Raw genomic sequence first — 24,477 nt, 5'->3', positions numbered from 1 at the left:
TGTTCATTTCGGTCACAACGAACGGCAACAAAGCCATTTCTCGCGCGAGCTTAATCGCCTTGGCGACCTGTCGTTGCTGCTTTGCAGTCGTACCAGACTGTCGGCTCGAAACCATTTTGCCGCGATCGTTAATGAACTTTCGCAGAAGGGCAGTGTCCTTGTAGTCAACGACGTAAATCTTGTTGGTGGTGAGGTAGCTGATCTTGCGCTTTCGCGTTTTGCGAGGGCGCGCGGCAGCATCCGCATCCTTGTCCATAACGGCTCCGAGGCCGGCTTTTAGTTCTTCACTCATGCTCGTGGTCTCCAATTCGGGGGCAAATGCCCCGAGCAGTCGAACCAATATTATGGCACAAAACTCAATACGGAGTCATTGTTGTGTCAACCGTAGTCGCCCAGCCGTTCATGCCCGTGACCATGTTGCGAACCCGAGTGTAGCCTTGCGACATCAAAAACGCCGTCGCCTTTCCACTCCGTCCCCCGGAACGGCAAATCACAACCACGTCCTGATCCATAGGAACCTCCGCAAATCGCGCTTCAACTTCCCCGAGCGGAATGTGATGGATTCCGGGCAGGGCGATCACTTCAAGCTCATCGGCCTCGCGAACATCAAGCAGGAACGGTGTTGCCCCTCCTTCCATCTCGGCGGAAAGTTCGACAGGAGTGACTTCGGCGATGCTGCTCATAACATCTAGATTGTCCACTAAGAAACCGTCACAAGGGCTACATCCGACCGACGTTTTGACAATCTTTCGCGCACTTTCGCCCATTCGGCCCCTTCCAGCCGAGGATTCTCTTCGATGATCCGCAAGGCGCATTGCCGCGCGACCTCGAGCAGTTTTGAGTCTTGAATCAGATCCGCGACCTTAAAATCCATCTGCCCACTCTGCTCCGTCCCCGCCAAGTTCCCCGGACCCCGCAGGACCAAATCCTCCTCAGCGATCTTAAACCCATCTGTCGTAGCAACCATGATGTCCATCCGAGCCATCGCGTCCTCAGATTTAGCATCCGCTACCAAAATGCAAAACGACTGATGCTCGCCCCGTCCAACCCGGCCCCTTAGCTGGTGAAGCTGCGAAAGCCCAAACCGGTTCGCGTCCTCCACCACCATCACCGACGCATTCGGAACGTCCACGCCAACTTCAATCACCGTCGTCGCCACCAACACGTCCAGCTCATGCCGCCGAAACGCATCCATCACCGCGTCCTTCTCCGCCGGCTTCATCTGCCCGTGCAACAACCCCACCCGCTTATCCGAGAAAGTCGATTGAGACAACTCAAGAAATAGCTCTTCCGCCGCCTGAGCCATCATTTTCTCGCTCTCGCTCACCATTGGGCAAACCACGTAAGCCTGCCGCCCTTGGTCGAGTAGCAATCGAACATTCTCATAGACCGAACGCCGATCCCCCTTCCGCTTAAAGTGAGTCTTGATCGGCTTTCGACCTGGAGGAAGCTCGTCGATCACACTGACATCCAAATCGCCGTACAGGGTCATCGTCAAAGTCCGCGGAATCGGAGTCGCGGTCAAAACGAGCACGTCCGGATTTCCCAACCCCTTATCCCGCAACGCCTTGCGTTGAAGAACTCCGAATTTGTGCTGCTCGTCCACAACCACGAAACCGAGGCTTTTGAACTCAACCCCTTCCTGGATGAGCGCATGAGTTCCAACTGCGACCTGGCAAGAGCCATCCCGCACGTTCTGATAAGCGTGCTTCCGTTCCTTCGAGTTCATCTTGCCGACCAGGAGATCGATCTGGATACCGAGTGGTTCCAATAGGCGACGCAAGCCCTTCGCGTGCTGCTCCGCCAAAATCTCCGTCGGAGCCATCAGCGCCGCCTGGTACCCGCTCCGCACCGCCGCAAACATACAGGCCGCCGCCACCGCCGTCTTTCCCGATCCAACGTCGCCCTGAACCAAACGGTTCATCGGAAACGGCCGCTCCATATCTCCAAAAACCTCGCCAATCACCCGCCGTTGTGCCCCCGTCAGCGAGAAGGGAAGCATCCGATCAATCTGCTCCCATAGCGGTTCGCCCTTCCGTTTTTCTTCCTCGATCAAGTTAAACAGATTCTCCGCCGCCTCGACCTTCCGATCCGACTTCGCCGGAGCCGGTGGCGCCGGATCCTCTCCCGCAATAAGTTCCGCAACCGGAAACGCTATCCCCAACTCCTGCTGAGTCTCCGCCCGCCGCAAGGCGAGCTCCAACTGTAAATACAAAAACTCCTCGAAAACCAGCCGCCGCCTCGCCTGAATCCGCGACTCCTCGTTCTCCGGGTTATGGATCTGCCGCAGGCACCACTGAACCCCCTTCAGCTTCTGGCTTTCAAGCAAAAACTGCGGCAAAGGCTCCTCAACCAGCGAAACAAACGTGTCAACCGCCGACTGCGCGGCTCGCCGCGCCAGCTTCTGAGGCAACCCTTCGGTCAACGGGTACAGCGGAACAATCCGCGCAAACCCATCGATCCCGTCCTCATCCTCAACCGACTCCCACTCCGGAGCCGCCATTTCCTCCAGGTGAGATCCCGCCTTGACCAACCCATAAGCAATAATATCCCCGCTCGATTCCTCAAGCTGCTTGCGAACCCACGGCTGGTTGAACCAAGTGAGGTTAATCGCCCCGCTCGCATCCTCGATAATCGCCTTCAGAATCACGCGTCCGCCGCTGATCGGCCGCGACTCGACCCGCCGCAACTTGCCCCTTACTGTGACAACTTCACCCGGCTTTGCCTGCGAAATCGGCGGGATGTTCCGCCGATCTTGATACTTGCGCGGCAGATGAAACAGCAAATCATCCACCGTCACCACCCCGAGCTTGGTATACAGCTTCGCCACCCGAGGCCCCACCCCCTTCACAAACTGCACCTCAGTCTCAAGCCCGCTCGGCATATGGAAGCTAGTTTACAGCGAGAGAAGTTGCGCTGGTACGCCGTGGATCAACCATCCGCGCGAAGAGCGAGCAGCGAACAGGGAAAAGCTCCAAGTGAAGAGGCGGTAATCTCAAGGCATGATACGCGAGATCGTCTCAACGTCGAACGCACCCGCCGCCATCGGGCCGTATAGCCAGGCAATCAAAGCCTCCGGCAACTTCCTCTTTATGAGCGGGTCAATTCCGCTTCGGTCAGACGGAACGCAGGTGGAAGGGGACGTCGCGGCTCAGACCGAGCAAGTTCTTGCCAACATGGAGGCCATCCTCACCGAGGCCGGACTCGGCTGGAGCAATATCGTCAAGACCACAATCTTCCTCTCCTCCATGGATCACTTCGCGGTCGTGAATGAGCACTATGGCAAGAAGTTCCCCGAGAACCCGCCCGCTCGCTCAACCGTCGCCGTCCTTAAACTCCCCCGTGGAGTCGATGTCGAAATCGAAGCCATCGCAGTCTTCTAGTAAGCAGTTCGCCAATCGTTCCCCGCAGCGAACAGCGAAATGCCCAAAGCGAAAAGCCACCATTGAAACGCATCATCTCCATCAGCCTCGGAACCAGCAAACGCGACAAAATCGCGGAAGTTGAGATGCTTGGCGAGACCTTCAGCCTTGAACGCCGAGGAACTGACGGAGACATGAAGCGGTTTGGCGAACTGTTTACTGAGCTGGATGGAAAGGTCGACTGCCTTGGGGTCGGCGGGGCAGACATCTACCTTCAGGTCGAAAATCAAAAGTTCGCTTTTCGCGAGATCAAGGCTCTGATCACTGGCGCAAAGACAACTCCCGTTGTGGACGGCGGTGGCCTCAAACACACCCTTGAAAGGAAGGCGATCGAGCAGCTGACCACAGAAGGAATCTTTCCATTGAAGGGCAAGAAAGCGCTGATCGTCAGCGCGGTGGACCGCTTCGGAATGGCTCAAGCATTGGATCAGTCGGGAGCTAGTGTGGTTTACGGCGACTTCCTGTTTGGAATCGGCCTTCCGATTCCGGTTCGGAGCTACCGCGCGGTCAAAATCCTTGGCAGAATTCTTCTTCCGATCATCACGAACCTTCCGTTCAAGTGGTTTTATCCCACGGGAGAAAAGCAAGAAAAGCGGACTCCGAAATTCCCGAAGTACTTCCTAGATGCCGATCTCATCTGTGGCGATTGGCACTACATTCGACGGTTCATGCCCGACCAGCTACCCGGAAAAACCATCCTGACCCAAACCCTTCGAGCAGCGGATCTAGAATTGCTTAAGGCGGCCGGGGTGAAGCAAGCGATCACCACAACTCCGGTCATCAACGGCGAGACCTTTGCGACCAACGTGATGCAAGGCGTGATTGTCGCCCACCTCGGCAAGCATCCCGACCAGATTTCGGAACAGGAATACCTTGCCGTTCTCGATCAGCTGAACTGGAAGCCGAACGTGATCACCCTCAACGCCTAGCAATTCTGCGACGTAAGGTACCTTAGGAGCCACATTGCACCGATTCGCATTCGTCATCCATCCGCTCAAGGCGAAAGACGCCGCACGAAAATTCCCCATCGCTAAGTATTTTCCGGAATGGGTGATCAAGAAGGTCTATGGCTCACGTAAGCCATTCATCGGCTCATTTGTAGATGGAATTGAATCCACAACTGGGGCAAAAACCGAAGGCTGGTTCATCATCTGCCCGCTGACGCCGGACATGATGATGAAGGAACTGCCGCTGGAGAGAGTTTACGAAAGGCTTGAACAGTGCGCCGAACTCGCCAAAGCCGAAGGTGCCGAAGTGATGGGTCTAGGCGCGTTTACTTCGGTAGTAGGGGATGGTGGAGTGACCGTTCAGAAGCGAACCGGTTTCCCTATCACCACAGGAAACAGTTACACGATCGCGACCGCGGTTCAAGGTGCGCTCAAGGCAGCAAGCCTCGTAGGGGTCGATCCCAAAAACGCTACTCTAGGGGTTGTCGGAGCAACGGGCTCGATCGGCAAGACTTGCGCCCGAATGCTTGCCCCTCAGTTTGGATCAACCATCGTGGTCGGCCGGGATGAGGAACGAACTCAGCAGATCGCTGATGAACTGGATCGCGCACGAGCTACCGTGCAGGTCGCCGATATCCAAGATGCGGATGTAATCATCACTGTCACTTCCGCGGGGGCCGATCTGATCTATCCTGAGCATCTTAAACAGGGTGCAGTGGTCTGCGATGTTTCGCGGCCACGCGATGTCAGCGGAAAAGTCGCGGCCGAACGCCCCGATGTACTGGTTATAGAAGGCGGAGTCGTGAAAGTCCCCGGCAACCCGAACTTCAGAATTCAGTTTGGATTTCCAGAAGGCACCGCTTACGCCTGCATGAGCGAAACGATGATGCTAGCTCTCGAGGGTCGGATCGAGAGCTTTACGCTTGGCAAAGAAGTTAGCGTAGCGCAGGTGGAAGAGACAATGACGTGGGCTGACAAACACGGCTTCGAACTAGCAGGGTTCCGGTCGTTCGAGAAGGCGGTTCCGCAACAAGCGATCGACCGCGCGCGAGCTGCGCGCGGCCTGAAACCAGCCTAAGCGGCTTTCGCAACTTTCTTCTGAGCCTTTCGTAAGTCTGCTCCTTTGATCTCCTGTTCGAGCATAGAAATGGTCTCTTTCAAGGAGCCGATTTCATCGACAAACTTAGACAGTTCACGCTGCATTTGAACAGCAGTGTTGCTCATCTCACCAGCAGCTGCCGAGTTTTCTTCCGCAGCTGCTGCCACCGTGGACATCTGCAACGTGATTCCCTCAGATTCGGTTTTCATCGTACTCAACCGTGCCGTCGTGTCGTCCGCAACCGAGAGCACATGAGTCATGTTCGCAGAAAGCTCATCTTGCTTCCCACTGACCTCAACCGTCTTTGAGCGGATGTCTTCAAACAGCTGGGAACTCTTATTTGTAATCTCAATCGTTTCACCAAGCGTTTCAACCATTGTCTTCATCGCGCCATCGACTTCGACGCTACTGAGCTGAACCGCCCGTACGAGGCGGGAAATCGTGTTTGCAGCCTCCTTCGAGTTCTCAGCCAGTTTGCGAACTTCGTCCGCGACGACCGCAAATCCACGACCGGCTTCTCCGGCTCGCGCTGCTTCAATTGCGGCGTTGAGTGCGAGAAGGTTTGTTTGTGCAGAAATCGCCTCGATGGTTTGGGTGATGGTTCCGATCTCCCTTGCCCGACTATCCATTTCCGACGCTTTCTCAGCGGTTAGCTGAGCGGATTGCACCACGCTATCAATGATTTTCAGCTGAGTCCGCATACTTGATCCCTCGGAAGAAAGAACTTCCATGAAGGACATCGACTCCGCAGTGTCCATGATCAATTGATGAGCGGTTTCCACCGCATTCATCTGCTCGCGGAACTTCTCGTCAAATCCAACGAGCTCACTCTCGAAGTACTCGGTTTTGATTGAGACTTCTTGTGCGGCATTGGCTTGTGAATCCGTTGCAAGTTTGACTTGATCGACCACACCGGCAAGACCAGAGACATTCATCGAAATGTCGTCGCACTTTGCCACCAAGTCATCGCTGATTTGGTACAGGACGCCGGAGGTGTCCTCCGCGACCTTCGATATCTGTGCTTTGAATCCATTCTCAATATAGGACTCTAGAATCAGTGACTGGTCTAGGTTGAACAGTTTTCCGAGTGCAACCAGGACTTTGACGCCTTGCGCTGGTTTGAACCGATGATCCGCAATGATCTTTGGATAGAGAACTTGTACGTAGGTGCTCATACCGGCAAAGAACAGGTCGGGTGCAAGACCGATTCTCGCGTGGATCGCACCGATCATGCGACGACTTTCAAAGTAATCCGAACTGAGCTCGCCAGCAACCATGTGTTTGAAGTAGTCCGGGTTGGACTTCCTCAGCGTTGCGACACTTGAGCCGGCTCCCTCGATGATTTCGACGGCACCGGGAAGTGAGAGCACGTGAGCGTAGAACTCGTCGACAATCTGATCCATCGCCGCGAAGAGCTTCGGACCGTACGTTTTGAGGGCGTCGAGGTCCCCATTTGAGATGCGGTAGGCATCAAGGGTTGCTTGAATCTTGGCGAGGGGTAGCAGAGTTACCTGTGACTTCATCGTTAAAGAGACTCCTAGTTTCCTCAATCATTGGTCAGACCCATCACTTTCACCAGCTCGGTAGAAATCTTTAGCTTCCTGTCATGAGAAACTATGACAAGACCCGGGCCCCGTCATCGATTCCGCAGACGATTGCCTCTCCGTCCTTGCCCGTGTTCTTCTTGTAGATCGGGAGCACTGAAATGCAGAAGTCTTCGACTTCATCGCGGGCCACCAAGGCGACGCAAGCCCCGCCGAACCCGGCTCCGGTCATCCGAGCCCCAAAGACGCCCGGTGCTAGCCAGGCGGCGTTGACCATTGCATCAAGTTCGGCGCAAGAGACTTCATAGTCGTCCCGAAGCGAGTCGTGGGAGCCTTTCATCAACGCGAAAATGCCGTTGCGGTCCCGGGTGGCAAGGGCCGACTTGAAGGCAATTGAACGTGCGTCTTCGGTGACGACATGGCGGGCACGGCGGAAAGTGACGTGGTTCAGCTCGCTCTTTTTGGCAAGGAGCATTTCCAAGTTTGCGTCTCGCAGCTGTGGGACTCCAATTGCCGCTGCGGCTGCCTCACACTGAGATCGTCGTTCGTTGTATGCGGAGTCCGTGAGTGCTCTTGGCTTTTTTGTATCGAGCAGAACGACGGCGAGCGATGGATCGACGGGTGCGTATTCAATTTCCAAAGACCGCGTGTCAATGCAGATGGCGTGGTTCTTTTTCCCACAGGCAGATGCCATCTGATCCATGATTCCGCAGTTGACCCCAACATACTGGTTCTCGCACTTCTGACCCAAGAGGGCAAGCTGCTTTGCGCTCGCTTCAAAACCGGTAAGAGCTTGGTAAAGCTTGGCGAAGGCAAGTTCCATCGCGGCGCTGCTACTGACGCCACTCCCCATGGGGAGGTTGCTCACGACGGTTGCCTCGATGTTAGGCATTATGCCAAATGGCTCGGTCAGCACACTTGCCATTCCTGCAGGATATTTTGCCCAGCCGGTGGGCTTTCGATCCGGGTTCGCGGAGTCGAATGGCTTTCCGGGACCAGCGGAATCGGACATCAATTTAGACTCGCCGTCAACGATTCTGCCGACTACCCAGATGCCTCGATCGATGGCGCAAGGCATTACGAATCCGCCGTTGTAGTCCGTATGCTCGCCAATGAGGTTGATTCGTCCGGGTGCAAACACTGCCGCTTTAGGTTCAACTCCGAAGTAGTTGCGATGCAGAGTTAGAGCCCGCTCGAATGACATATCCTGTAGTAGATACCAGGTTCTGGGGTTGTCACGCTTGACCTGTCATCCTTACCGGGTGGTACTGGTGGCGAACTCGGAATGATAGGTTCGGACGGTGCGGGTGCGAATTCAACCGCCTGCGCCCAGTGCCGTCCTCCATCCAAAGTAAACTCCGGAGATGTCCACTCCCGTTGAGACACTGCATGCATGGTTGAAAGATCATGAACAAGAACTTCTTGAGACAACTCAGTCGATACTTCGGTTCAATACGATTGAGGGTCCTGCCGAGCCAAATGCACCTTACGGAAAAGGCAATCGCGAAGCTCTAGACTTCATGCTCAACCTAGCGCAGAGCCATGGCATGAAGACGACGGACTTGGAAGGTCATTTGGGCTACGCCGATTTTGGGTCGGGCGATCGGTTGGTGATGACGTTGGGTCATATCGATGTGGTGCCGGTTGGGCCGGGCTGGAAGCACGAGCCTTTTGGAGCGGAGATCGACGGCGGCTACATCTATGCTCGTGGCGCCGTGGATGACAAAGGCCCGACGATTGCTTCATACTTTGCCCTTCGTGCGATCAAAGAGTGTTTCCCCGATCTTGGTGTTCGCTTCCGAGCGGCGTTTGGCTGTGATGAGGAGAGCGGGTTCGGATGCGTCGAGCGGTATGTGAAGACCGAAGAGGCTCCGACGTACGGGATTGCCCCCGACTCGGGTTGGCCCTGTTATCACGGTGAGAAGGGAATAGGAGATCTGCTCGTCTCGATCAAAGTGCCCGGTGGGCCGTTTGAGCTGACTGCGTTTGAGGGCGGACAGCGGCCCAATATTGTGATCGACTCTTGCCGGGCCGTTGTTGAGGTTGGCACAGAGGTCCGGGCGCATGTTGAGTCGAAACTGGCGGATAACTGGGATCAAAATATCACCTTTGCCTGGTCCGGAAATGAGCTGATCCTCGACGCCTTTGGTAAGGCAGCGCATGGGTCGACACCGTTTTACGGCGATAATGCGGCGACTCGGGTCGCCCGGTTGCTTCTAGCGATCTGCCCTCTGAGTCATCAGCAGTTCTTTGATGACTTCCTTGAGGCGTTCCATCCTAGCGGCGTTGGGCTCGGCATCCATGGCCGGGACGACGCGACGGGCGATCTCACTTGCAACATTGGAGTTGTATCGTTCTCCGACGGCGCAGCGCACTTGCTAGCAAACGTTCGCTATCCGGCCACTTGGAAGGGATCAGAGTTGTTGGCGTTGGCTGAGGCGAAAATGGTGAAACTGGGTTCAGCTTGGTCCGTGGCAGTAGAACGAGATTCTCCTTCGCTGTACTTCCCCAAGGATCATCCGATGGTTCAGACAATTGTGGACGTGTATCGTGAGCAAACCGGCGATATGAAGGAGCCGCAGACGATGGGCGGTGGAACCTATGCGCGAGCTGTTCCGAATACGATTTCGATTGGCACTGGCTGGCTCGGCGACGGAGAAGCGCACCAGACCGATGAGCGGCTAGCGATTGAGTCGCTTTACAAGATGAGCCGGATTTACGCGGCGATTCTTTATCGGCTGGCAACGGTGTAGATTGAACGGATTCCTCAGCACCGGCGGCGCGTACTTCCTGCTCGGCTTTAGCTGGCTGAGCAGTGCCATCGGGTTCTACATCTATGCTCAGAAACTCGGTCGAGCGGCCCAGAGCGAGACGGATGGTTGTTTCCTGGGTTTTGGCTGCATTTTGTCGGCAATTGTAGGTGGCGGAATCGGGCTGTTGGTTGGTAAGTATCCGTATTTTGTGATCACGTCGGCTCTGGGCTGCATGCTAGCGCCAGGGGCGCTTTGCTGGGTGTTCGTGAAGAAGGCGGGGCGAAAGCTTTAAGTTGAAGAACTGGCGCGATCATTCTGATCGCGCCCGTTCCCACCCACCCGCCCCGGTTTGGTGGTGTTTCGGGGTTTGCGGCTTGCTTGGATAGCTGGGCTCGCTTCGCTCGGTGGACTTTTACAGTTCGGTTTCGGAGTTTGATTGGCGAGGGCCAGAGGATGTGGTGCCCAGAAACGAGTCAATCGGAGACCAAAGTGAATTCGCGGCTTGCATCGCGCACTCCACCCACTCCAGAAAATCGAAACCTCTCCGATAACCAAAGTAGCGCACCTACGGATGGGTGGGCGTTGAACCAGCAGGGATGCACGGAAGGGAACAGCCGTGGCTTATCTGGATAATATTTTTGGACCGACATCGGATCGCCTGAACAAGGCGATGAACCTGGCAACAGAACGTCAGGGGATGCTGATGAAGAACTTGGCAAACGTCAACGTGCCCAACTACAAGCGCGAGGACATGGATTTCAATCTCCAGCTCAAAGAAGCAATGGGCGGAGATGGTGACGAGATTGACATGGCATTTCAGCGCGGGAAGGCCCGAAACTCGGAGAATGACAGCTCGCTCCGGCTTGATGGCAACAACGTGGATGTCGAGCGCGAGGTCATGTCGATCGCCGAGACGGAGCACCGATTTAATGCCCTCACAGAACTCACGAGCCGTTATTTCACCGGGCTCAAATCCGTCATCAGGGAAGGAAGGTAACGATTAGATGAGAATAGGATCACTTGCCGACGCAATGCGCTACAGCACCACCGGACTCACCGCCGAGCGGTTTCGTATGGACACTATTTCGAGCAACTTGGCAAACGCTAACTCGGTCGCTCGACCCGGTGAAGAGGGATATCGGCGTCGGGCAGTTGTCTTAACCGCCTCTGAAAATGGTGTGAAGATCGATGGCGTGGAGAACGACATGGAGCACGACTTCCAGATGAAGTACGAACCAGGTCACCCGTTTGCCAACGAAAAAGGCATGGTCACGATGAGCAATATCGATCCGATCAGTGAAATGGTCGATATGATCGGAGCGAGCCGAGCTTATGAGGCGAACATCGCGGCTTTTAACAGCGCGAAAGGAATGATGAATTCCGCCCTCCAGATTGGCAAAGCCTAACCGAAACCTAAAGTAGCACATGAGGATTTCGTCTAACCCCGCAATCGAGCAGGCCCTAGATAAGGGTTCGCTTGGGACTGCGACTCAGTCAGCGGGGAAGAGCCAGGGCAGTGATTTTGCCCAGATGTTGATGGACGTCATTGGAGAAGTGAACGATTCGCAAGCGAAAGCGGGCGACATACGTGAGGGCTTCATGACGGGTCGACGCGGTATAGAAATTCAGGACGTTATGGTCGCGATGGAGAAAGCTGGCACTTCGCTGCAGCTCACCATGGCGGTTAGGAATAAGGTTCTTGAGGCTTATCAAGAGCTTTCAAGAATGCAGGTCTAGTTATTTCTATGCGGCGTTGGCTTCCTGTTTAGGACCCAACAATGGCACTTATTGATCGGTTGAAGAATTGGTGGACGGAGTCGAGTCCGACTCAGCGTTATACGACGCTGGGCGGAGTGATGCTCTTTGTCCTTTTGCTTGGCGGAGTATTCTCGTTCGCCTCGCGGCCCAAGTACGACATGTTGTACGGCGGCTTGTCGGAGGTCGATAAGGCCGCTATGGTCACCGAGCTTCAGGCTCAGGGAATCAATGTAAAGTACGACATGCCTGGTGCGGTCGAAGTGCCATCGGATAAGGTTGCTCAGCTGCGAATGAACTTAACGGCGGCTGGGAAGGTTCCGAAGTCCGCTCACATGGGTTACGAAAATTTGGCCGACATGAGCTTATCGGACACTCCGGCGAAGGAGCGTGAGCGATTGAAGGCGATTGCCGAAGGTGAGCTGGCCCGATCTGTTGAGACAAACCCTGGCGTCCGTTCGGCACGAGTCCACATCACTTTAGGCGATCCATCACCATTTGGCGATCAGCAGCGACCGCCTTCCGCGAGCGTTAACCTCGTCACCAACGGGACCGGCTCGATCACTCGAGATCAGGCCCGGGGGATCGCGATGTTGGTGTCTCACTCGGTTGACGGGATGGACATGAAGAATGTCGTGGTTTTGGATGAGAAGTCCATCCCGCTGTTTAGTGGTAGCGATAGCAGTTCTTCGGATGCTCTAGCTTCTTCCAAGATTGAGCTTGAGCAGTCTGTGGCACGCAAGGAGGAGCAGCGGATTCAGAATAATCTGGACGCGATTTTTGGACCTGGCAAGACTCGGGTCAGTGTGCGGGCGACGGTGAACCTGGATGAAAACGAGGTTCGAAAGACTGAGAACATCGTCAAGAAGGGTGTTGCGCTTAAGTCGATGGAAGAAAAGATGGGTGCTGGCAAGAAGCCCGCCGGTGGTGCCGCAGGTTCCGCTGCAAACATTGGAGCACCTGCAAATTCAGACACGGGGGACAAAGAAGGTGCCTATTCTTCAAAGGTCGAGCAACTGCAGCCGAACACCACTCAGATTGAGACTCACTCGAACAAGGCGGTAGGCAGCATCCAGTCAATGGTGATCAACGTTGCCGCCAACACCTCCGGATTCCCAGAAGGGCAAGAGGCTAAGGCGGACGAGTTTGTCGCCCAGGTGAAGCAGTTTGTGGACTCAGAAAAGAAAACCGGTGATACGATCCTTGAGACTAAGGTGACGCCAGTTAAGTTCGACGAGACGGTCAAGTCGGCCGTTGAGAAATCGGTTGCTCAAGCCGAGTCCGGGGCAAAGTTGCAGCAGATGATGGCTCTCTTGCCAATCGCAGCCCTCCTGGTCATCGGTGTGATGGTCGTGAAGCAGCTCGGCAAGATGAAGCCAGTTGCTCAATCGACCTCAATCGTCCTAGCTGACGGTCAGACGATCAGCGTTCCGTTAGTTAACGGCCAGATTCCGGCGAACTACGCGATGATCGGACAGCAGCCTGGCTTGGTTCCGGCTGAGCAACACGCTCAGGACCTGCAAAACAACTTGGCCAAGTACACCGAGGAGGAGCTAGCCCAGCTTGCTGAGGGCGGAATCATCTATCGGGACAATGGCGCGGTCATGGAAGTCGAAAAGATTGCAGAGAAGAAATCTGTTCACCTTGCCGCCATCAAACAGATGGCAAAGGACCGACCTGAGCCTACGGCCATGCTCATCAAAACTTGGCTAGCGGAGGTTTAAGAAGATGTCTACGACAGCAAAAATGAAAGAGTTGCCGAATAAGACCAAGGCTGCAGTGCTGATGATGGTCTTGGGTCCCGAGATCGCGGGCGATATCGTCAAGCATCTCTCGGAAGCGGAAATCGAGCTCCTTGCGCTAGAAGTCGCTCGAATGGAAAAGGTGTTCCCCGAAATTCGAGAGGCGGTTATAAGTGAGTTCTATGAGCTTGCAATTGCTCAAGACTTTATCGCAGAGGGTGGTATTGCCAACGCTCGAGCAGTTCTTGAGTCAGCGTTCGGTGCCAATCGGGCAAATGAGATTCTTAGCAAGATCATGTCAGCGATGCAGGTCTTGCCGTTCGAATTCCTTAAGAAAGCAGATCCCCACCAGGTGATCAGCTTCATCCAAGATGAGCATCCACAGACCATTGCGTTGGTTCTGAGCTACATGCCGATGCAGAGCGCAGCGGTAATTATCGGAAAGCTCCCCCAGGAACTTCGGGGAGACGTCGCCGGCCGGATTGCCATGATGGAGCAAACGCCTCCTGAAGTGATCAAGAAGGTCGAGCAAGTTCTGGAGAAGAAGATTTCAAGCGTTCTCTCGCAGGAGATGACTCAAGCTGGTGGTCCCAAAGCACTGGTCGACCTCCTGAACCGAGTGGATAGAACTACTGAGCGAACGATTATCGAGATGTTGGAGGCGAACGAACCTGAGCTTGCCGATGTCATCAAGGGCATGATGTTTGTCTTTGAGGACATTATTCAGCTCGACGACCGCGCGATTCAGGCGGTGATGCGTGAAGTTGATATGAAGGATTTGGCGACGGCTCTCAAGGGTAGTAAGCCAGAAGTTGCCCAGAAAATCTTCACCAACATGTCAGACCGTGCGGTTGCAATGCTGAAGGAAGACATGGAGTTCATGGGGCCGGTGCGAACAAAGGTTGTCGAAGAGGGCCAACAGAAAGTTGTGGCGATTATCCGTAAGCTCGAAGAGTCAGGCGAAATTGTTCTGAGCCGAGGCGGCGAGGAGGAGATGATTGTCTAACGTCGTCACGAGCGGGTTTCAAAGCCTGAACCAGGACCAACTGTTTGGTCAGATTCCTCGTTTATCTGCCGATCTAAAGCGCGTCTCGAATCGCCTTTCAGATCAAGTTGATCTCCTAAAGGAAAAGGGCTACGAAGACGGCTACAACGCTGGCTACGAAAACGGCCTCAAGGCAGGGAGCAACGAAGGGCGAAGCGCGGGATTGATCATGGCCCAAAATCAGGCGGAAGCCGACCGGAAAATCGAAGCGAGGCAATTTTTTGCTGATTGGGAAACATTGCGACAGGAGTTCGAGCAAGCCGTGATTTCCTGGTTCGAGCAATCGGAAGAAGTCTTGACCGAAATGTCGATGGAGGTCGTCCGACAGATCCTTGCGGCAGAGCTAGAAATTAACAAGCATTACGCGCTCGAGATTGCGAAAGACGTTTTGGAGCATGTGACCCACGCGCGTCGGGCTAGGATTATGATCAACCCCTCCGACTTTGCGCTTTTCGAGAGCCATCGCGAGGCGCTGGTGATGCAGTCCCGTCAGCTTGAGAACATCGAGATCGTCCAGGATCACTCGATTCGGAGCGGAGTAGTCGTTGAGACGGATGCTGGCATCATCGACGCCACCGTGCAGACCCGGCTTGAGTTGATCGATAACGAGTTTCGGAACGCAGCATGATTCAGATTCGTGAACCTCGATTCACTCGGCTGAAATTTGCCGCGATGAACGCTCCTTCCTATCGTCTTTCGGGCCGAGTCAGCAAGGTGGTTGGGTTGGTAATTGAGTCCAACGGACCGATTGCCAGGGTGGGCGACCTGTGCCACATCAAAACCGACGGCATGAACGGCGAGACTCGCAATGTCCCCGTTGAGGTGGTTGGCTTTCGAGACAACACAGTCTTGCTGATGCCCTTGGGTGACCTCGATGGCATCCGGGCGGGAGACTTGGTGGAATCTACCGGGCAGTGCTTATCCGTACCAATCTCCGAGTCGATGTTGGGACGCGTTTTGGATGGTTTGGGTCAGCCGATGGATGGAGGGCCGGCGATCGAGGCGGATGTTTACTATCCCGTGACCGCAAACCCTCCGAACGCCATGACTCGGCGCATGATTGAAAAGCCATTGGCGACAGGCGTGAGGGCGATTGATGGAATGTTGACGCTAGGCGAGGGCCAGAGGATGGGCATCTTCGCGGGCTCGGGCGTTGGAAAGTCGACACTGCTGGGCATGATTGCGCGGAACTGTGAGGCGGAGATTAACATTATCTGCCTGGTTGGTGAGCGTGGTAGGGAAGTCCGCGAGTTCATGGAGAACGACCTGGGTGAAGAGGGTCTGAAACGGTCGATTATCGTTTGTGCTACGGGCGAGCAGCCTGCTTTGGTCCGTATTAAAGCCGCGCTGACCGCGACCGCTCTGGCCGAGGGGTTTAGAGATCAAGGCAAGTCAGTTCTTCTGATGATGGACTCAGTGACCAGATTCGCCATGGCGCAAAGGGAAGTTGGTCTTGCTATCGGCGAGCCGCCTTCGACGAAGGGCTACACGCCGTCGGTGTTTGCTCTGCTGCCCCGCTTGATGGAGCGAGCCGGAATGGGACCGAAGGGTGCGATTACGGCTCTGTATACAGTTCTTGTCGACGGAGACGACACCAACGAGCCAATCGCCGACGCCACTCGCGGTATCTTGGACGGCCACATCGTCCTGAACCGCAAACTCACCTCGCGAGGGCACTATCCGCCGATTGACATCTTGAATAGTCTTTCCCGAACGATGCCTTTTGTGGTTGGACCCGAACAGATTCAGGCGGCCACCGATGTTCGGGAATTGATGGCGGCTTACAACGACGTAGAGGACCTGGTCTCGATTGGGGCCTATAAAAAAGGCGCCCGCCCCCTGACCGACAAAGCAATCGAATCGATCGATGGCATCAACAAATTCCTTCGCCAAGCAAAAGCGGAGGGTTCAAGTTTTGAGGATGCCGTGACCGGGCTGACGTCTGCCGTAAGCTAGTGTGGAGTGCGCGGTGCTAACCGCGCTTTGTTTTCCGTCTCATAGAGTACTTTGGGGGACACCTTACCGACGCTTTCTTGTTACAATGTGAAGAATGAAGCCCTGGTTAATGATCGCAGCCAGTGCCGGAGTCGGTCTCTTCGCCGCGGCTCTGGTGCCGAAGCGCCCGGTATCCGACCCCAAGGCTCCGCTGACTCTAGAAGAGGCACTTGATTACCAAAAACTGACGAGGCTCAATGAGGTGCCACGAGATGGCGATGACGGACTCATGGTTCTGTGCATAGGGCCGGACTTGAGTCGTGGTCCGCATGTTCAAGGCGGGATTCGAACCTACGCAAACGATGTTGCTCTATCCCATAATCTGAACGGTGAGCTGCCAGTAGGTTCGGTCTTCATCAAAGAAAAATTCTCCAAGCCGTTCAATTTTTATGAGCCCGTCCCAAACCCCCTGCCGGAGAAGTACGGTCCCCCTGATTTCATCACCACGATGAAAAAGGTTCGCCCAGGATCGGGGGCCGACAAGTGGCACTACATGCTGATAGATTTGAGAACTCGAAAAGTGATGAAGGAGTATTTTCGCAAGTACGGAGGGGGGATTCTCCACAGCAGAGGTGGGGCCAACTCGTCGAAGGCAACATTGGGAAGCTGCGCCCATTGTCACCAAGAGTACGCGGCGACTTACAGCATTTCGCCCGCAGGGATGCAACTGCTGAGGGACTACAAGTTTAGCGCGCCCCAAAGTCAGAAATCCACAGGCCGTAGGTAGTACTCATTGATGGCGGTGTTGCTCAGCATCGCGACCGTCGGAAGCTTCCGCTTCCAGTGGGTGCCGCTGACTCGTTTCCAGACGATATCAACGTCCGCCGAAGGGAAGCCCATGGCGACCAGGCGCTCGCGGCCGTAGCCTTGGACGACGTAGTGCAGAATGCGGTCGGCCTTGGCATAGCTGATTCCAAAGTCGCCCTCGTCGGTTTGGCCCTTCACGAGGTCGGCGGTGGCGGGTTTGTCGATGATGACTTCGGGGACCCCAAGGGCGCGGGCGACTTCCCACACTTGGGACTTGAACAGGTCACCTAGCGGGTTGATCGGGGGAGCGTCATCGGCGTGCCAAGTATAGTAGCCAAAGAGTCGTTCGGACTTGTTCCCGGTGCCAATGGGGACTCCCCCGACTTCGGCAGATTGGTCGAAGAGCACGATCATTCGCGAGCGGGCGCAGACGTTTCCTAGGCGCTGGGAAGAAATCCCATCCTCATATTGCGATACGTACCCATCAACCATCCCCGTAATCTCAATCGTTCGCACCTGGATGCCAAGATCGTCGATCACTAGCTGAGCATGATCCAAGCTCTCTTGGCTGCTGATTTTGTAGGGCATCCGGAAGGCAAACGTGTTCTCCGGTCCGAACGCACGAGCGCAGAGATACGCGACAACGGCAGAATCGACCCCGCCCGAAAGGCCGAGCACGACCTTGTTCATGCCGCGCCGTTTGATGACTTCGGCCTTTAGAAACTCGATCAGCCAATCCGATACCTGTTCAGCGTTGATGCTAAGTGGGTTAGCGTTGAGTTCGGCCAACTTGGCAGCCCGGATCAGCGTGAACGACATGAAGCTAGTTTACAGCTAACTCATATATCCGTTAACATTTATCAGTGTGTGGATAACTCTGGGCAATTATCCCCAAAGAGCGCATTTATCCACATTTGCACTAGCGAATCTCTTCATGTGAATCTTTTTGAATCGCCCTTCCGTCCATACAGCCAACAACGGAATGACGTGCGCGGGATTGCTCGATGGCACGGCGAAATGGAGGTCAACAAAATGGAAGATACGATGCGACCGGAGAATTTGTTTGAGAACCAGGCGACGATCAAGGTGATCGGGGTCGGCGGAGCGGGTAGCAACGCCGTGAACCGAATGATCCGCGAAGGCGTGATGGGCGTTCATTTCATTGCGATGAACACCGATGCCCAAGCACTTCAGAGTTCGTTGGCGCCTAAGAAGATTCAGCTCGGAACCGACATCACTCGTGGCCTCGGGGCTGGGGGAGACCCTGAGGTCGGCCAAGCTTCGGCAAAGGAGTCGCAAGCAATCATCGAAGAGGAATTGCAAGATGTGGATATGGTCTTCATCACCGCCGGAATGGGCGGTGGAACTGGGACCGGCGCCGCTCCGATGATCGCCGACATCGCTCGACGGATGGGAATCCTGACCGTCGGCGTCGTTACCAAGCCATTCGGTTTCGAGGGCCCTCGAAGACGAAAACTCGCCGCCGAAGGTGCCGAGCGACTTCGAGAAGTTGTTGACACGTTGATTACGGTTCCTAACGACCGCCTTCTTGATGTTGTTGAAAAGAAGACCTCGATGTCGGCGGCCTTTGCGGCTGCGGACGACGTTCTGAGACAGGGCGTTCAGGGAATCAGCGACATTATTCTTCTTCCAGGAATGATCAACGTTGACTTCGCTGACGTTCGCTCGATTATGAAAGACGCCGGGGTCGCTTTGATGGGCCTCGGTCGAGGCGTCGGTGAGCAGCGAGCTCGGCTGGCGGCCGAGGCGGCGGCACACTCGCCGCTCCTGGAAACCAACATCCAAGGCGCTCGAAGAGTGCTCGTCAATATCACCGCCGGTTCGGACTTCACCATTGGCGAAGCTCACGAGGCGATGGAATACATCCTCGGGTTCACGGACCTTGAGAATGCCGACATCATCATGGGCCACGTCCTTCGCGAGACTCCAGATCATGAAGTTCAGATCACCCTTCTTGCGGCAGGTATGGACGTTGCGACGCCAACAGTGAATCGAGCATTTGATAAGGCGGTCTTCATTCAGTCTGTCATGGACGAGCCAGTCGCTCGAGTGGAAGCTTCTTATGTGGCACCGACACAGCCAGAGAGAATTTTCATCCAGCCAAAAGCGGTCGAGCCGATCACATCGGAATCGATCTATGCTCAGGCTAAGCCGGTCAGCTCAGCTCCGACCTTGGTCGAGCCAGATCTCGACGACATTGACCTCGACATCCCTTCGTTCCTGCGCCGGCAGCGCTTGGGCGAATAACCACAACTTGTAAACCATTCTCCAGCCATTGGGCCTCACGTATCGTTGCGTGGGGCTCTTTTTTGGCTACTCGCTTGTCGCATCTCGTTGTTCGCTTGGTTCTGCGATGATCTGGATGCTCGAACTAAGGTTGGCACGTAGGTCGCTGCCTTCTCCGTACTCAAGAATAGATTGTTCCAGCCGATCAGCCACCTTCAAGACCGCCTGAGCCGACTTCTGAAGCATCCCTCTGTAAGTCGCTACGGCTGCACCGATCACGAGAAATAGAGCTACGAATCCTGCGACAATGCCGCCGACTTTGAACGCACCAGCAGAGAAGATGAGGGGCATCATCCAGAGGAAGGATATGCCCAGAGCTGCACTTTTGTCAGTCCAAACCTCGATCTTGGTTCGGCCCCCACGCGAGCTCAGCTTGAAGTGCGGATTATCCCACGACTCCCTGACTTGTCCCAGCATGGTTCGGCCAAACTGCGAGATGCCACCTGAAGTGGTTCCGTTTACGCTGGAAGCCGGGATCAGTCGAAGCCCATCGGTAATCACATCATAATCGTCTGGATCGATCTCAACCGGAATAACTCGCTCAATCCGATCAGCGTTTTTTGTGGCCGGAGCGGCTTTCTCCTGGCGTTCTCGCAACGCTAACTCAAGATACTCGGGGCGGATCCCAACTTCTTGGGCCAGTTGCATCAGCTCGTGAGCGGCGACTCCCGGTACATAGCCCTCAACAGACTTCTCCTCTTGAAGCTCTCCCGCACGGCGAATGATCTCCGCGACTTCGGATTCAGAAAAGAGCTTCTCGGACATAGTGCGGTCATTGTACTTACGCGATACCAGCCGTTCGGTTGCGGGGTAAGCATGATTCTGCGGAAGTTTGCAACCGTGCCACTACGGGCTATGTCAAACTACAGAGTAGGCGCAATGAAGCGCGAGAGAAGGTATGCCGAACGTTTCAATATTCATTCCTCAGATTGGTGAAGGGCTTCAAGAAGCGCGCGTTGTGGCGTTTTTGAAGCAACCTGGCGACACGATCCGGCGAGACGAGCCGATCTACCAGATGGAGACCGATAAGGCCGTCATGGATGTCGAGTCGCCGGTGGATGGAGTGTTGGCCTCGTGGTCGGCAGCGGTAGACGACATTGTTCCAATCGGGTTTGCAATCGGTGAAGTTTCAGTTTCGGACGGGGTAGCGGCTCCGGCAGCGCCGTCGCACGGGGCACCGGCACCGGTTGCGGCATCGCCCAGCGCGGCTGCTCTTTACATTCCGCAGATCGGTGAAGGTCTCCAAGAGGCTCGCATTGTTGCCTTCCTAAAGCAAGCGGGCGACGCGGTAAAGCGCGACGAACCGATCTATCAGATGGAGACCGACAAGGCAGTTATGGATGTCGAGTCTCCCTATGAAGGAACTTTGGTCGAATGGTTGGCGGCTGTGGATGACGTGGTTCCAATTGGATTCGAGGTTGGCCGAATGTCAGTTTCGGCTGGCGTAGAAGTTGCAGCAGCTCCATCGCACGGGGCTCCGGTAGTAGCACCTGCTACTAAAGTCGCCTCAGCTCCGACGAAGTCCTCTGGTGATGTCCGGGGAATCCCGCCTCGCTCGCGAGCTTATGCAAAGGAGAAGGGAGTTTCCGAGGATGTTTTGGTAGGAATTCCCTTTAGCGGATCGAAGCTGATGCCTGCGGATATTGACGCTTTTCTAGCCGGAGGTTCCGCATCGACGGTGTCGAGTGGGACTGGCTATACAGAGGTCGCGTTGCCTTCGAAACAGCGGGTGTTGAATTCGCGAATGGTTCGCTCGAACTCATTGGTCGTTCCTGGGACGATTACGGTTGCTACCGAGTGGAGCGCCATCGAAGCCGAGCGAGCGTTGGCGAAGCAAGAGATGCGTGGTTTCCAGCCATCGGCGTTTACGATGTTTGCTTACGCAGTGGTTCGAGCAATGGCGGAGTTCCCAACCTTTCGATCAGCCCTAGCAGGGGATGACAAGTTACGAACCTATGACCATGTCTCGCTCGGCATCGCCGTTTCCTTGCCAGGAGATGAATTGGTGACCGCGGTGGTGGATAATGCGGACACCATGTCTTGGACAGAATTTGCGGCGGCGGCACGAGCTCAGATCGAGCTTGCTCGAAGCGGTAAAGACCAAGCGCACGCTGGAGTAACCGTTTCTCTGACTAACATGCAAGCATTTGGACTCCGAGACGCCGTTCCGGTGGTGGTTGCCCCATCAATGGCAACTATCTTCTTGGGCGAAGTGTTTAACGGGCTCGACTCGACACCGAATATGATTCGGGTGAAACGGTTTGTAAACATCTCGATGACATTTGATCACCGCATCGCAAACGGCGTGGGTGCCTCGTTGTTTATCAACAAAGTGAAAGCTAATGTGGAGTCGATAAAGGATGTGCTTGCTTGAAGCCGCTGATCGCGATCACATCGGATATTCAGGCGGACTCGAAGCTGACGCTTAACTGGAACTATGCTGAACAGGTCGCGAAAGCTGGCGGAAATCCCGTCATCGTCTCACCACTCACTGACTTGAAGGAGATCGTTGGCATGTTCGATGGATGGCTGATCCCGGGCGGTGCGGATTTTGACTCGGCCCACTATGGTCAAGAACTTCATCCAAAGGCCGAGCTGCAGCATCCAGAGAGGTGGAAAATGGAAGAGCGGATGTACTCGCTGACTGACCAAGATCTACCAATACTGGGGATCTGCGGCGGTTGTCAGTTCCTGAATGTGATCCGCGGAGGCTCGCTGCACCAGCACGTGCCCGATGTCGTTGGTCACGAAGAACACAGTGGGGGAACGATGCAAGATTATATGGTTTCCGAACAAAGCAGACTTGCAACTGCCTCTCAGTCCTTGAAGATTTCCGGCAAGAGTTATCACCACCAGTCGGTTGATCGGTTGGGCGACGGGCTGGTCATTACTGCTCACAGTGAGGACGGCACTGTGGAGGCTGTCGAAGATCCATCACGACCTTTTTGTATCGGAGTGCAATGGCATCCGGAGCGTACGCCGGAAGATGCGGCGACCCAGAACTTGTTCAAAGCATTCATTGGGGCAGCAATCAAGTATCGAGAGGAACGAAAATGAAACTCTTTCTAAATGGTTCGGAGATCGAAGCATCTGTAGAATCTGGCGCCGAAGTAATTGCAGGAACAGATCGCTTGATTGTTCGGACTCCGAGCGGATTGTTTTCAGCTCTAGCCGTGCGGGATGGGGACGCGATCCTCGTCTCGTACCAGGGGCATCAGTATCGGCTAGAAACGAGACGGCCAAGGGCCGGCTCGCAGGGTGCAACGGCGAGTGGCGAGTATCGTGCTCCGATGCCGGGACAAATCGTTGACGTCCTCGTTTCAGTTGGCGACAAAGTGAGCAAAGGACAAAAACTGATTGTCCTTGAAGCGATGAAAACTCAGCAGCCGTTCAACGCTCCATTCGGTGGAACTGTCACGACGCTTAACGCAACCAAAGGCGCGCAGGTGAAGGATGGCGAGTTGCTGGTTGTCGTAGAAGAGGCTTGATGGATTCGATCCGAATCGTTGAGGTTTCGCCCAGAGATGGTCTTCAGAACGAGAAGACGCCCATTCCGACTCCCAACAAAGCTGAGTTGATTTCCGCGCTTCGAGCAAGCGGACTGAACGAGATCGAGGTCAGTAGCTTCGTCTCGCCTAAGTGGGTTCCGCAATTGGGCGACGTCGCAGATTTATGGACACAACTGCCAAAAGGCGGCCTTTACTCAGCCCTTGTGCCGAACGCCAAGGGTTACGAGAACGCGAAGGCACTTGGTGTTCAGCGGATTGCGGTTTTCACTGCAGCGAGTGATGCATTCACCCAGAAGAACATCAACATGACGGTTGCTGACTCCCTGGAGGGTTTTCGACCAATTCTGCAAGAACACACGGGGTTCAAGAGAGCGTACGTTTCGACCATCTTCGAATGCCCGTATGCGGGTCGCATCGAACCGTCGAAAGTAGCCGAACTCACTGAAACCCTCCTCGAAATGGGAGCTGATGAAATCTCGCTTGGCGACACCATCGGGGTCGGAACTCCCAAAGAGGTCGTGGCGTTGCATGAGGCTATCAAGCATCTTGACCAAAACAAAATCGTCTGGCATTTCCACGACACACGTGGAACTGCGATAGCCAACGTGGCAAAGTCACTCGAACTCGGCTACCGTGGCTTCGACTCCAGTGCTGGGGGCCTCGGCGGGTGCCCCTATGCCAAAGGCGCGGGCGGGAACCTGGCTACTGAGGACCTGGTTTACTTTGCCCATCGCGAGGGGCTTTCGACCGGGGTTGACCTTCCAAAGCTGAGCCAGGCAACACTCCCGATTTTTGAGATTCTGAACCGACCTCCGACCGCGAAGGCGCAGCTTGCGGCCTTGGCCGAGTAGCCGAGTAGCCGAGAATCACCACCGCAAGAATCGCAACAACCAAGGTTGAGAGCTTTTCGTCTTTGGTCATGTTGAACATCTTCCAATTCACCACCAGCGTGACGATTCCGATCGGCACGAGGGCGGGAAGGGCGATGCCGGTGAGCATGACGAACAACAGGTAGCAAAGCAAGACCGGGATCATCACTCGCAGGGTGGTGTAGGGCTTCATGTCGAAGCGAAACATTGCGAGGAAGAAGGTTCCGAGGAACACCAGGTCGGCGGGACCCACCACGCCGGAGATTTCAGCTTTTCCGCTAAGCGGAGTAGCTGTTGATGAGGCCGGGATTGGCATTCCGCCTTGCTTCAAGATATCTGGAGCGGCTTGCATCAGCTTCTGGGTGAAGCCGAGCGGGGTGAGAACTAGGAAGATGTCGTAGGCGATGAGGAAGATTCCTATGGGGATCAGGATGTTTCTGTCGGAGATGAGGGCCGCGACTAGGGCGCCCAAACCAATGCACCAGATCTGGAGTCCAGCGGGCTTAAGTGGAGCCAGGAAAGACGAGACAACGCCTTGGCCCTTGAAGACCAATAAATCCAAAGCAACTAATCCGCCATGAATTAGAGCTCCGGCTAGAAAGATATACAGTGCCTGTTTGGGTTTAGGCTGCTCGGACATTGCCCTGTAAATCGCGATTAGCGGGAATGCCAGAAAGACGACAGTAAGTAAAACATCAACAATTGGCTTTACCGAAAACGGCACGGGCACTCGCGGCAGCAAA

General features: G+C 55.1%; 24 protein-coding genes and 1 pseudogene. 18 read left to right on the top strand and 7 right to left on the bottom strand.

What is annotated here, in order from left to right:
- Positions 1 to 19: 19 nt before the first annotated feature.
- From rpsR to recG, 3 genes and pseudogenes are all read right to left on the bottom strand, one after another.
- Positions 20 to 256, bottom strand: a pseudogene (gene rpsR, locus WCK51_11895) (30S ribosomal protein S18).
- 100 nt (positions 257 to 356) lie between these two features.
- Positions 357 to 683, bottom strand: coding sequence for a rhodanese-like domain-containing protein (locus tag WCK51_11890; protein ID MEI7577586.1), 327 nt, complete (start codon positions 681 to 683; stop codon positions 357 to 359).
- A 17-nt stretch (positions 684 to 700) separates the two neighbouring features.
- Positions 701 to 2,884, bottom strand: a complete 2,184-nt coding sequence (gene recG, locus WCK51_11885; GenBank protein ID MEI7577585.1) for an ATP-dependent DNA helicase RecG — start codon at positions 2,882 to 2,884, stop codon at positions 701 to 703.
- 118 nt (positions 2,885 to 3,002) lie between these two features.
- Here recG and WCK51_11880 point away from each other — a divergent pair, with 118 nt between their 5' ends.
- From WCK51_11880 to WCK51_11870, 3 genes are all read left to right on the top strand, one after another.
- On the top strand, positions 3,003 to 3,383 hold the full coding sequence (locus WCK51_11880; GenBank protein MEI7577584.1) for a RidA family protein: 381 nt from the start codon (positions 3,003 to 3,005) through the stop codon (positions 3,381 to 3,383).
- Between the two features lie 62 nt (positions 3,384 to 3,445).
- A complete protein-coding gene (locus WCK51_11875; protein MEI7577583.1) occupies positions 3,446 to 4,351 on the top strand; it encodes a quinate 5-dehydrogenase in 906 nt (301 codons plus the stop codon).
- Between the two features lie 34 nt (positions 4,352 to 4,385).
- Positions 4,386 to 5,447: a polysaccharide biosynthesis protein gene (locus WCK51_11870; GenBank protein MEI7577582.1), complete on the top strand. Its 1,062-nt coding sequence runs from the start codon at positions 4,386 to 4,388 to the stop codon at positions 5,445 to 5,447.
- Here WCK51_11870 and WCK51_11865 read toward each other — a convergent pair.
- A complete protein-coding gene (locus tag WCK51_11865; GenBank protein MEI7577581.1) occupies positions 5,444 to 6,991 on the bottom strand; it encodes a globin-coupled sensor protein in 1,548 nt (515 codons plus the stop codon). The genes WCK51_11870 and WCK51_11865 overlap by 4 nt on opposite strands.
- 91 nt (positions 6,992 to 7,082) lie before the next feature.
- Positions 7,083 to 8,216 (bottom strand): galactokinase, encoded by a 1,134-nt coding sequence (gene galK / locus WCK51_11860; GenBank protein ID MEI7577580.1) that lies wholly within the window; start codon positions 8,214 to 8,216, stop codon positions 7,083 to 7,085.
- Positions 8,217 to 8,376: 160 nt separating this feature from the next.
- On the opposite strand from galK, the gene WCK51_11855 reads away from it, so the two are divergent.
- The 10 genes from WCK51_11855 (at position 8,377) to WCK51_11810 (ending at position 17,029) form a co-directional block, all read left to right on the top strand.
- Complete coding sequence (locus WCK51_11855; GenBank protein MEI7577579.1) at positions 8,377 to 9,765, top strand: Sapep family Mn(2+)-dependent dipeptidase; 1,389 nt, start codon at positions 8,377 to 8,379, stop codon at positions 9,763 to 9,765.
- Between the two features lies 1 nt (position 9,766).
- Positions 9,767 to 10,057: a hypothetical protein gene (locus tag WCK51_11850; GenBank protein MEI7577578.1), complete on the top strand. Its 291-nt coding sequence runs from the start codon at positions 9,767 to 9,769 to the stop codon at positions 10,055 to 10,057.
- Positions 10,058 to 10,381: 324 nt separating this feature from the next.
- Entirely contained in the window at positions 10,382 to 10,762 is a 381-nt protein-coding gene (flgB, locus tag WCK51_11845; GenBank protein MEI7577577.1) for a flagellar basal body rod protein FlgB, read from the top strand.
- Positions 10,763 to 10,769: 7 nt separating this feature from the next.
- Positions 10,770 to 11,171, top strand: coding sequence for a flagellar basal body rod protein FlgC (gene flgC, locus WCK51_11840; GenBank protein ID MEI7577576.1), 402 nt, complete (start codon positions 10,770 to 10,772; stop codon positions 11,169 to 11,171).
- Between the two features lie 19 nt (positions 11,172 to 11,190).
- Positions 11,191 to 11,502, top strand: a complete 312-nt coding sequence (fliE, locus tag WCK51_11835) for a flagellar hook-basal body complex protein FliE (protein ID MEI7577575.1) — start codon at positions 11,191 to 11,193, stop codon at positions 11,500 to 11,502.
- 41 nt (positions 11,503 to 11,543) lie between these two features.
- On the top strand, positions 11,544 to 13,244 hold the full coding sequence (gene fliF, locus WCK51_11830) for a flagellar basal-body MS-ring/collar protein FliF (protein MEI7577574.1): 1,701 nt from the start codon (positions 11,544 to 11,546) through the stop codon (positions 13,242 to 13,244).
- A 4-nt stretch (positions 13,245 to 13,248) separates the two neighbouring features.
- The gene (gene fliG, locus WCK51_11825; protein MEI7577573.1) at positions 13,249 to 14,268 is read left to right on the top strand and encodes a flagellar motor switch protein FliG; all 1,020 of its coding nucleotides are present in this window, start codon (positions 13,249 to 13,251) and stop codon (positions 14,266 to 14,268) included.
- Positions 14,261 to 14,935, top strand: coding sequence for a FliH/SctL family protein (locus tag WCK51_11820; GenBank protein ID MEI7577572.1), 675 nt, complete (start codon positions 14,261 to 14,263; stop codon positions 14,933 to 14,935). Before fliG ends, WCK51_11820 begins: the two co-directional genes overlap by 8 nt.
- A gap of 44 nt (positions 14,936 to 14,979) precedes the next feature.
- Entirely contained in the window at positions 14,980 to 16,263 is a 1,284-nt protein-coding gene (locus WCK51_11815; GenBank protein ID MEI7577571.1) for a FliI/YscN family ATPase, read from the top strand.
- A 94-nt stretch (positions 16,264 to 16,357) separates the two neighbouring features.
- Positions 16,358 to 17,029: a hypothetical protein gene (locus WCK51_11810; protein MEI7577570.1), complete on the top strand. Its 672-nt coding sequence runs from the start codon at positions 16,358 to 16,360 to the stop codon at positions 17,027 to 17,029.
- Here the strand turns inward: WCK51_11810 and WCK51_11805 are convergent.
- Positions 17,005 to 17,868, bottom strand: a complete 864-nt coding sequence (locus WCK51_11805; GenBank protein ID MEI7577569.1) for an NAD+ synthase — start codon at positions 17,866 to 17,868, stop codon at positions 17,005 to 17,007. The two genes, WCK51_11810 and WCK51_11805, sit on opposite strands and share 25 nt — an antisense overlap.
- 117 nt (positions 17,869 to 17,985) lie before the next feature.
- Here WCK51_11805 and ftsZ point away from each other — a divergent pair, with 117 nt between their 5' ends.
- Positions 17,986 to 19,317, top strand: a complete 1,332-nt coding sequence (ftsZ, locus tag WCK51_11800) for a cell division protein FtsZ (protein MEI7577568.1) — start codon at positions 17,986 to 17,988, stop codon at positions 19,315 to 19,317.
- A 66-nt stretch (positions 19,318 to 19,383) separates the two neighbouring features.
- On the opposite strand, the gene WCK51_11795 is transcribed toward ftsZ, so the two are convergent.
- The gene (locus WCK51_11795; GenBank protein MEI7577567.1) at positions 19,384 to 20,121 is read right to left on the bottom strand and encodes a hypothetical protein; all 738 of its coding nucleotides are present in this window, start codon (positions 20,119 to 20,121) and stop codon (positions 19,384 to 19,386) included.
- A 133-nt stretch (positions 20,122 to 20,254) separates the two neighbouring features.
- Here WCK51_11795 and WCK51_11790 point away from each other — a divergent pair, with 133 nt between their 5' ends.
- Genes WCK51_11790 through WCK51_11775 form a run of 4 tightly spaced genes read left to right on the top strand, consistent with a single transcriptional unit; the run spans position 20,255 to position 23,716 of the window.
- Positions 20,255 to 21,730 carry a 2-oxo acid dehydrogenase subunit E2 gene (locus WCK51_11790; GenBank protein ID MEI7577566.1) on the top strand — a complete coding sequence of 492 codons (1,476 nt, stop codon included), beginning with the start codon at positions 20,255 to 20,257 and terminating at the stop codon, positions 21,728 to 21,730.
- Positions 21,727 to 22,413, top strand: a complete 687-nt coding sequence (locus WCK51_11785) for a gamma-glutamyl-gamma-aminobutyrate hydrolase family protein (GenBank protein MEI7577565.1) — start codon at positions 21,727 to 21,729, stop codon at positions 22,411 to 22,413. The genes WCK51_11790 and WCK51_11785 overlap by 4 nt, the downstream gene beginning before the upstream one ends.
- The gene (locus tag WCK51_11780; GenBank protein MEI7577564.1) at positions 22,410 to 22,844 is read left to right on the top strand and encodes a biotin/lipoyl-containing protein; all 435 of its coding nucleotides are present in this window, start codon (positions 22,410 to 22,412) and stop codon (positions 22,842 to 22,844) included. The genes WCK51_11785 and WCK51_11780 overlap by 4 nt, the downstream gene beginning before the upstream one ends.
- Complete coding sequence (locus WCK51_11775; GenBank protein MEI7577563.1) at positions 22,844 to 23,716, top strand: hydroxymethylglutaryl-CoA lyase; 873 nt, start codon at positions 22,844 to 22,846, stop codon at positions 23,714 to 23,716. Before WCK51_11780 ends, WCK51_11775 begins: the two co-directional genes overlap by 1 nt.
- Positions 23,717 to 24,477 lie beyond the last annotated feature (761 nt).

It is taken from the genome of Armatimonadota bacterium (genome assembly GCA_037138755.1).
Taxonomy (GTDB): domain Bacteria; phylum Armatimonadota; class Fimbriimonadia; order Fimbriimonadales; family Fimbriimonadaceae; genus Fimbriimonas.
Note: the sequence above shows the minus strand (reverse complement) of the source record. Positions and strands in the feature narration are given on the sequence as shown.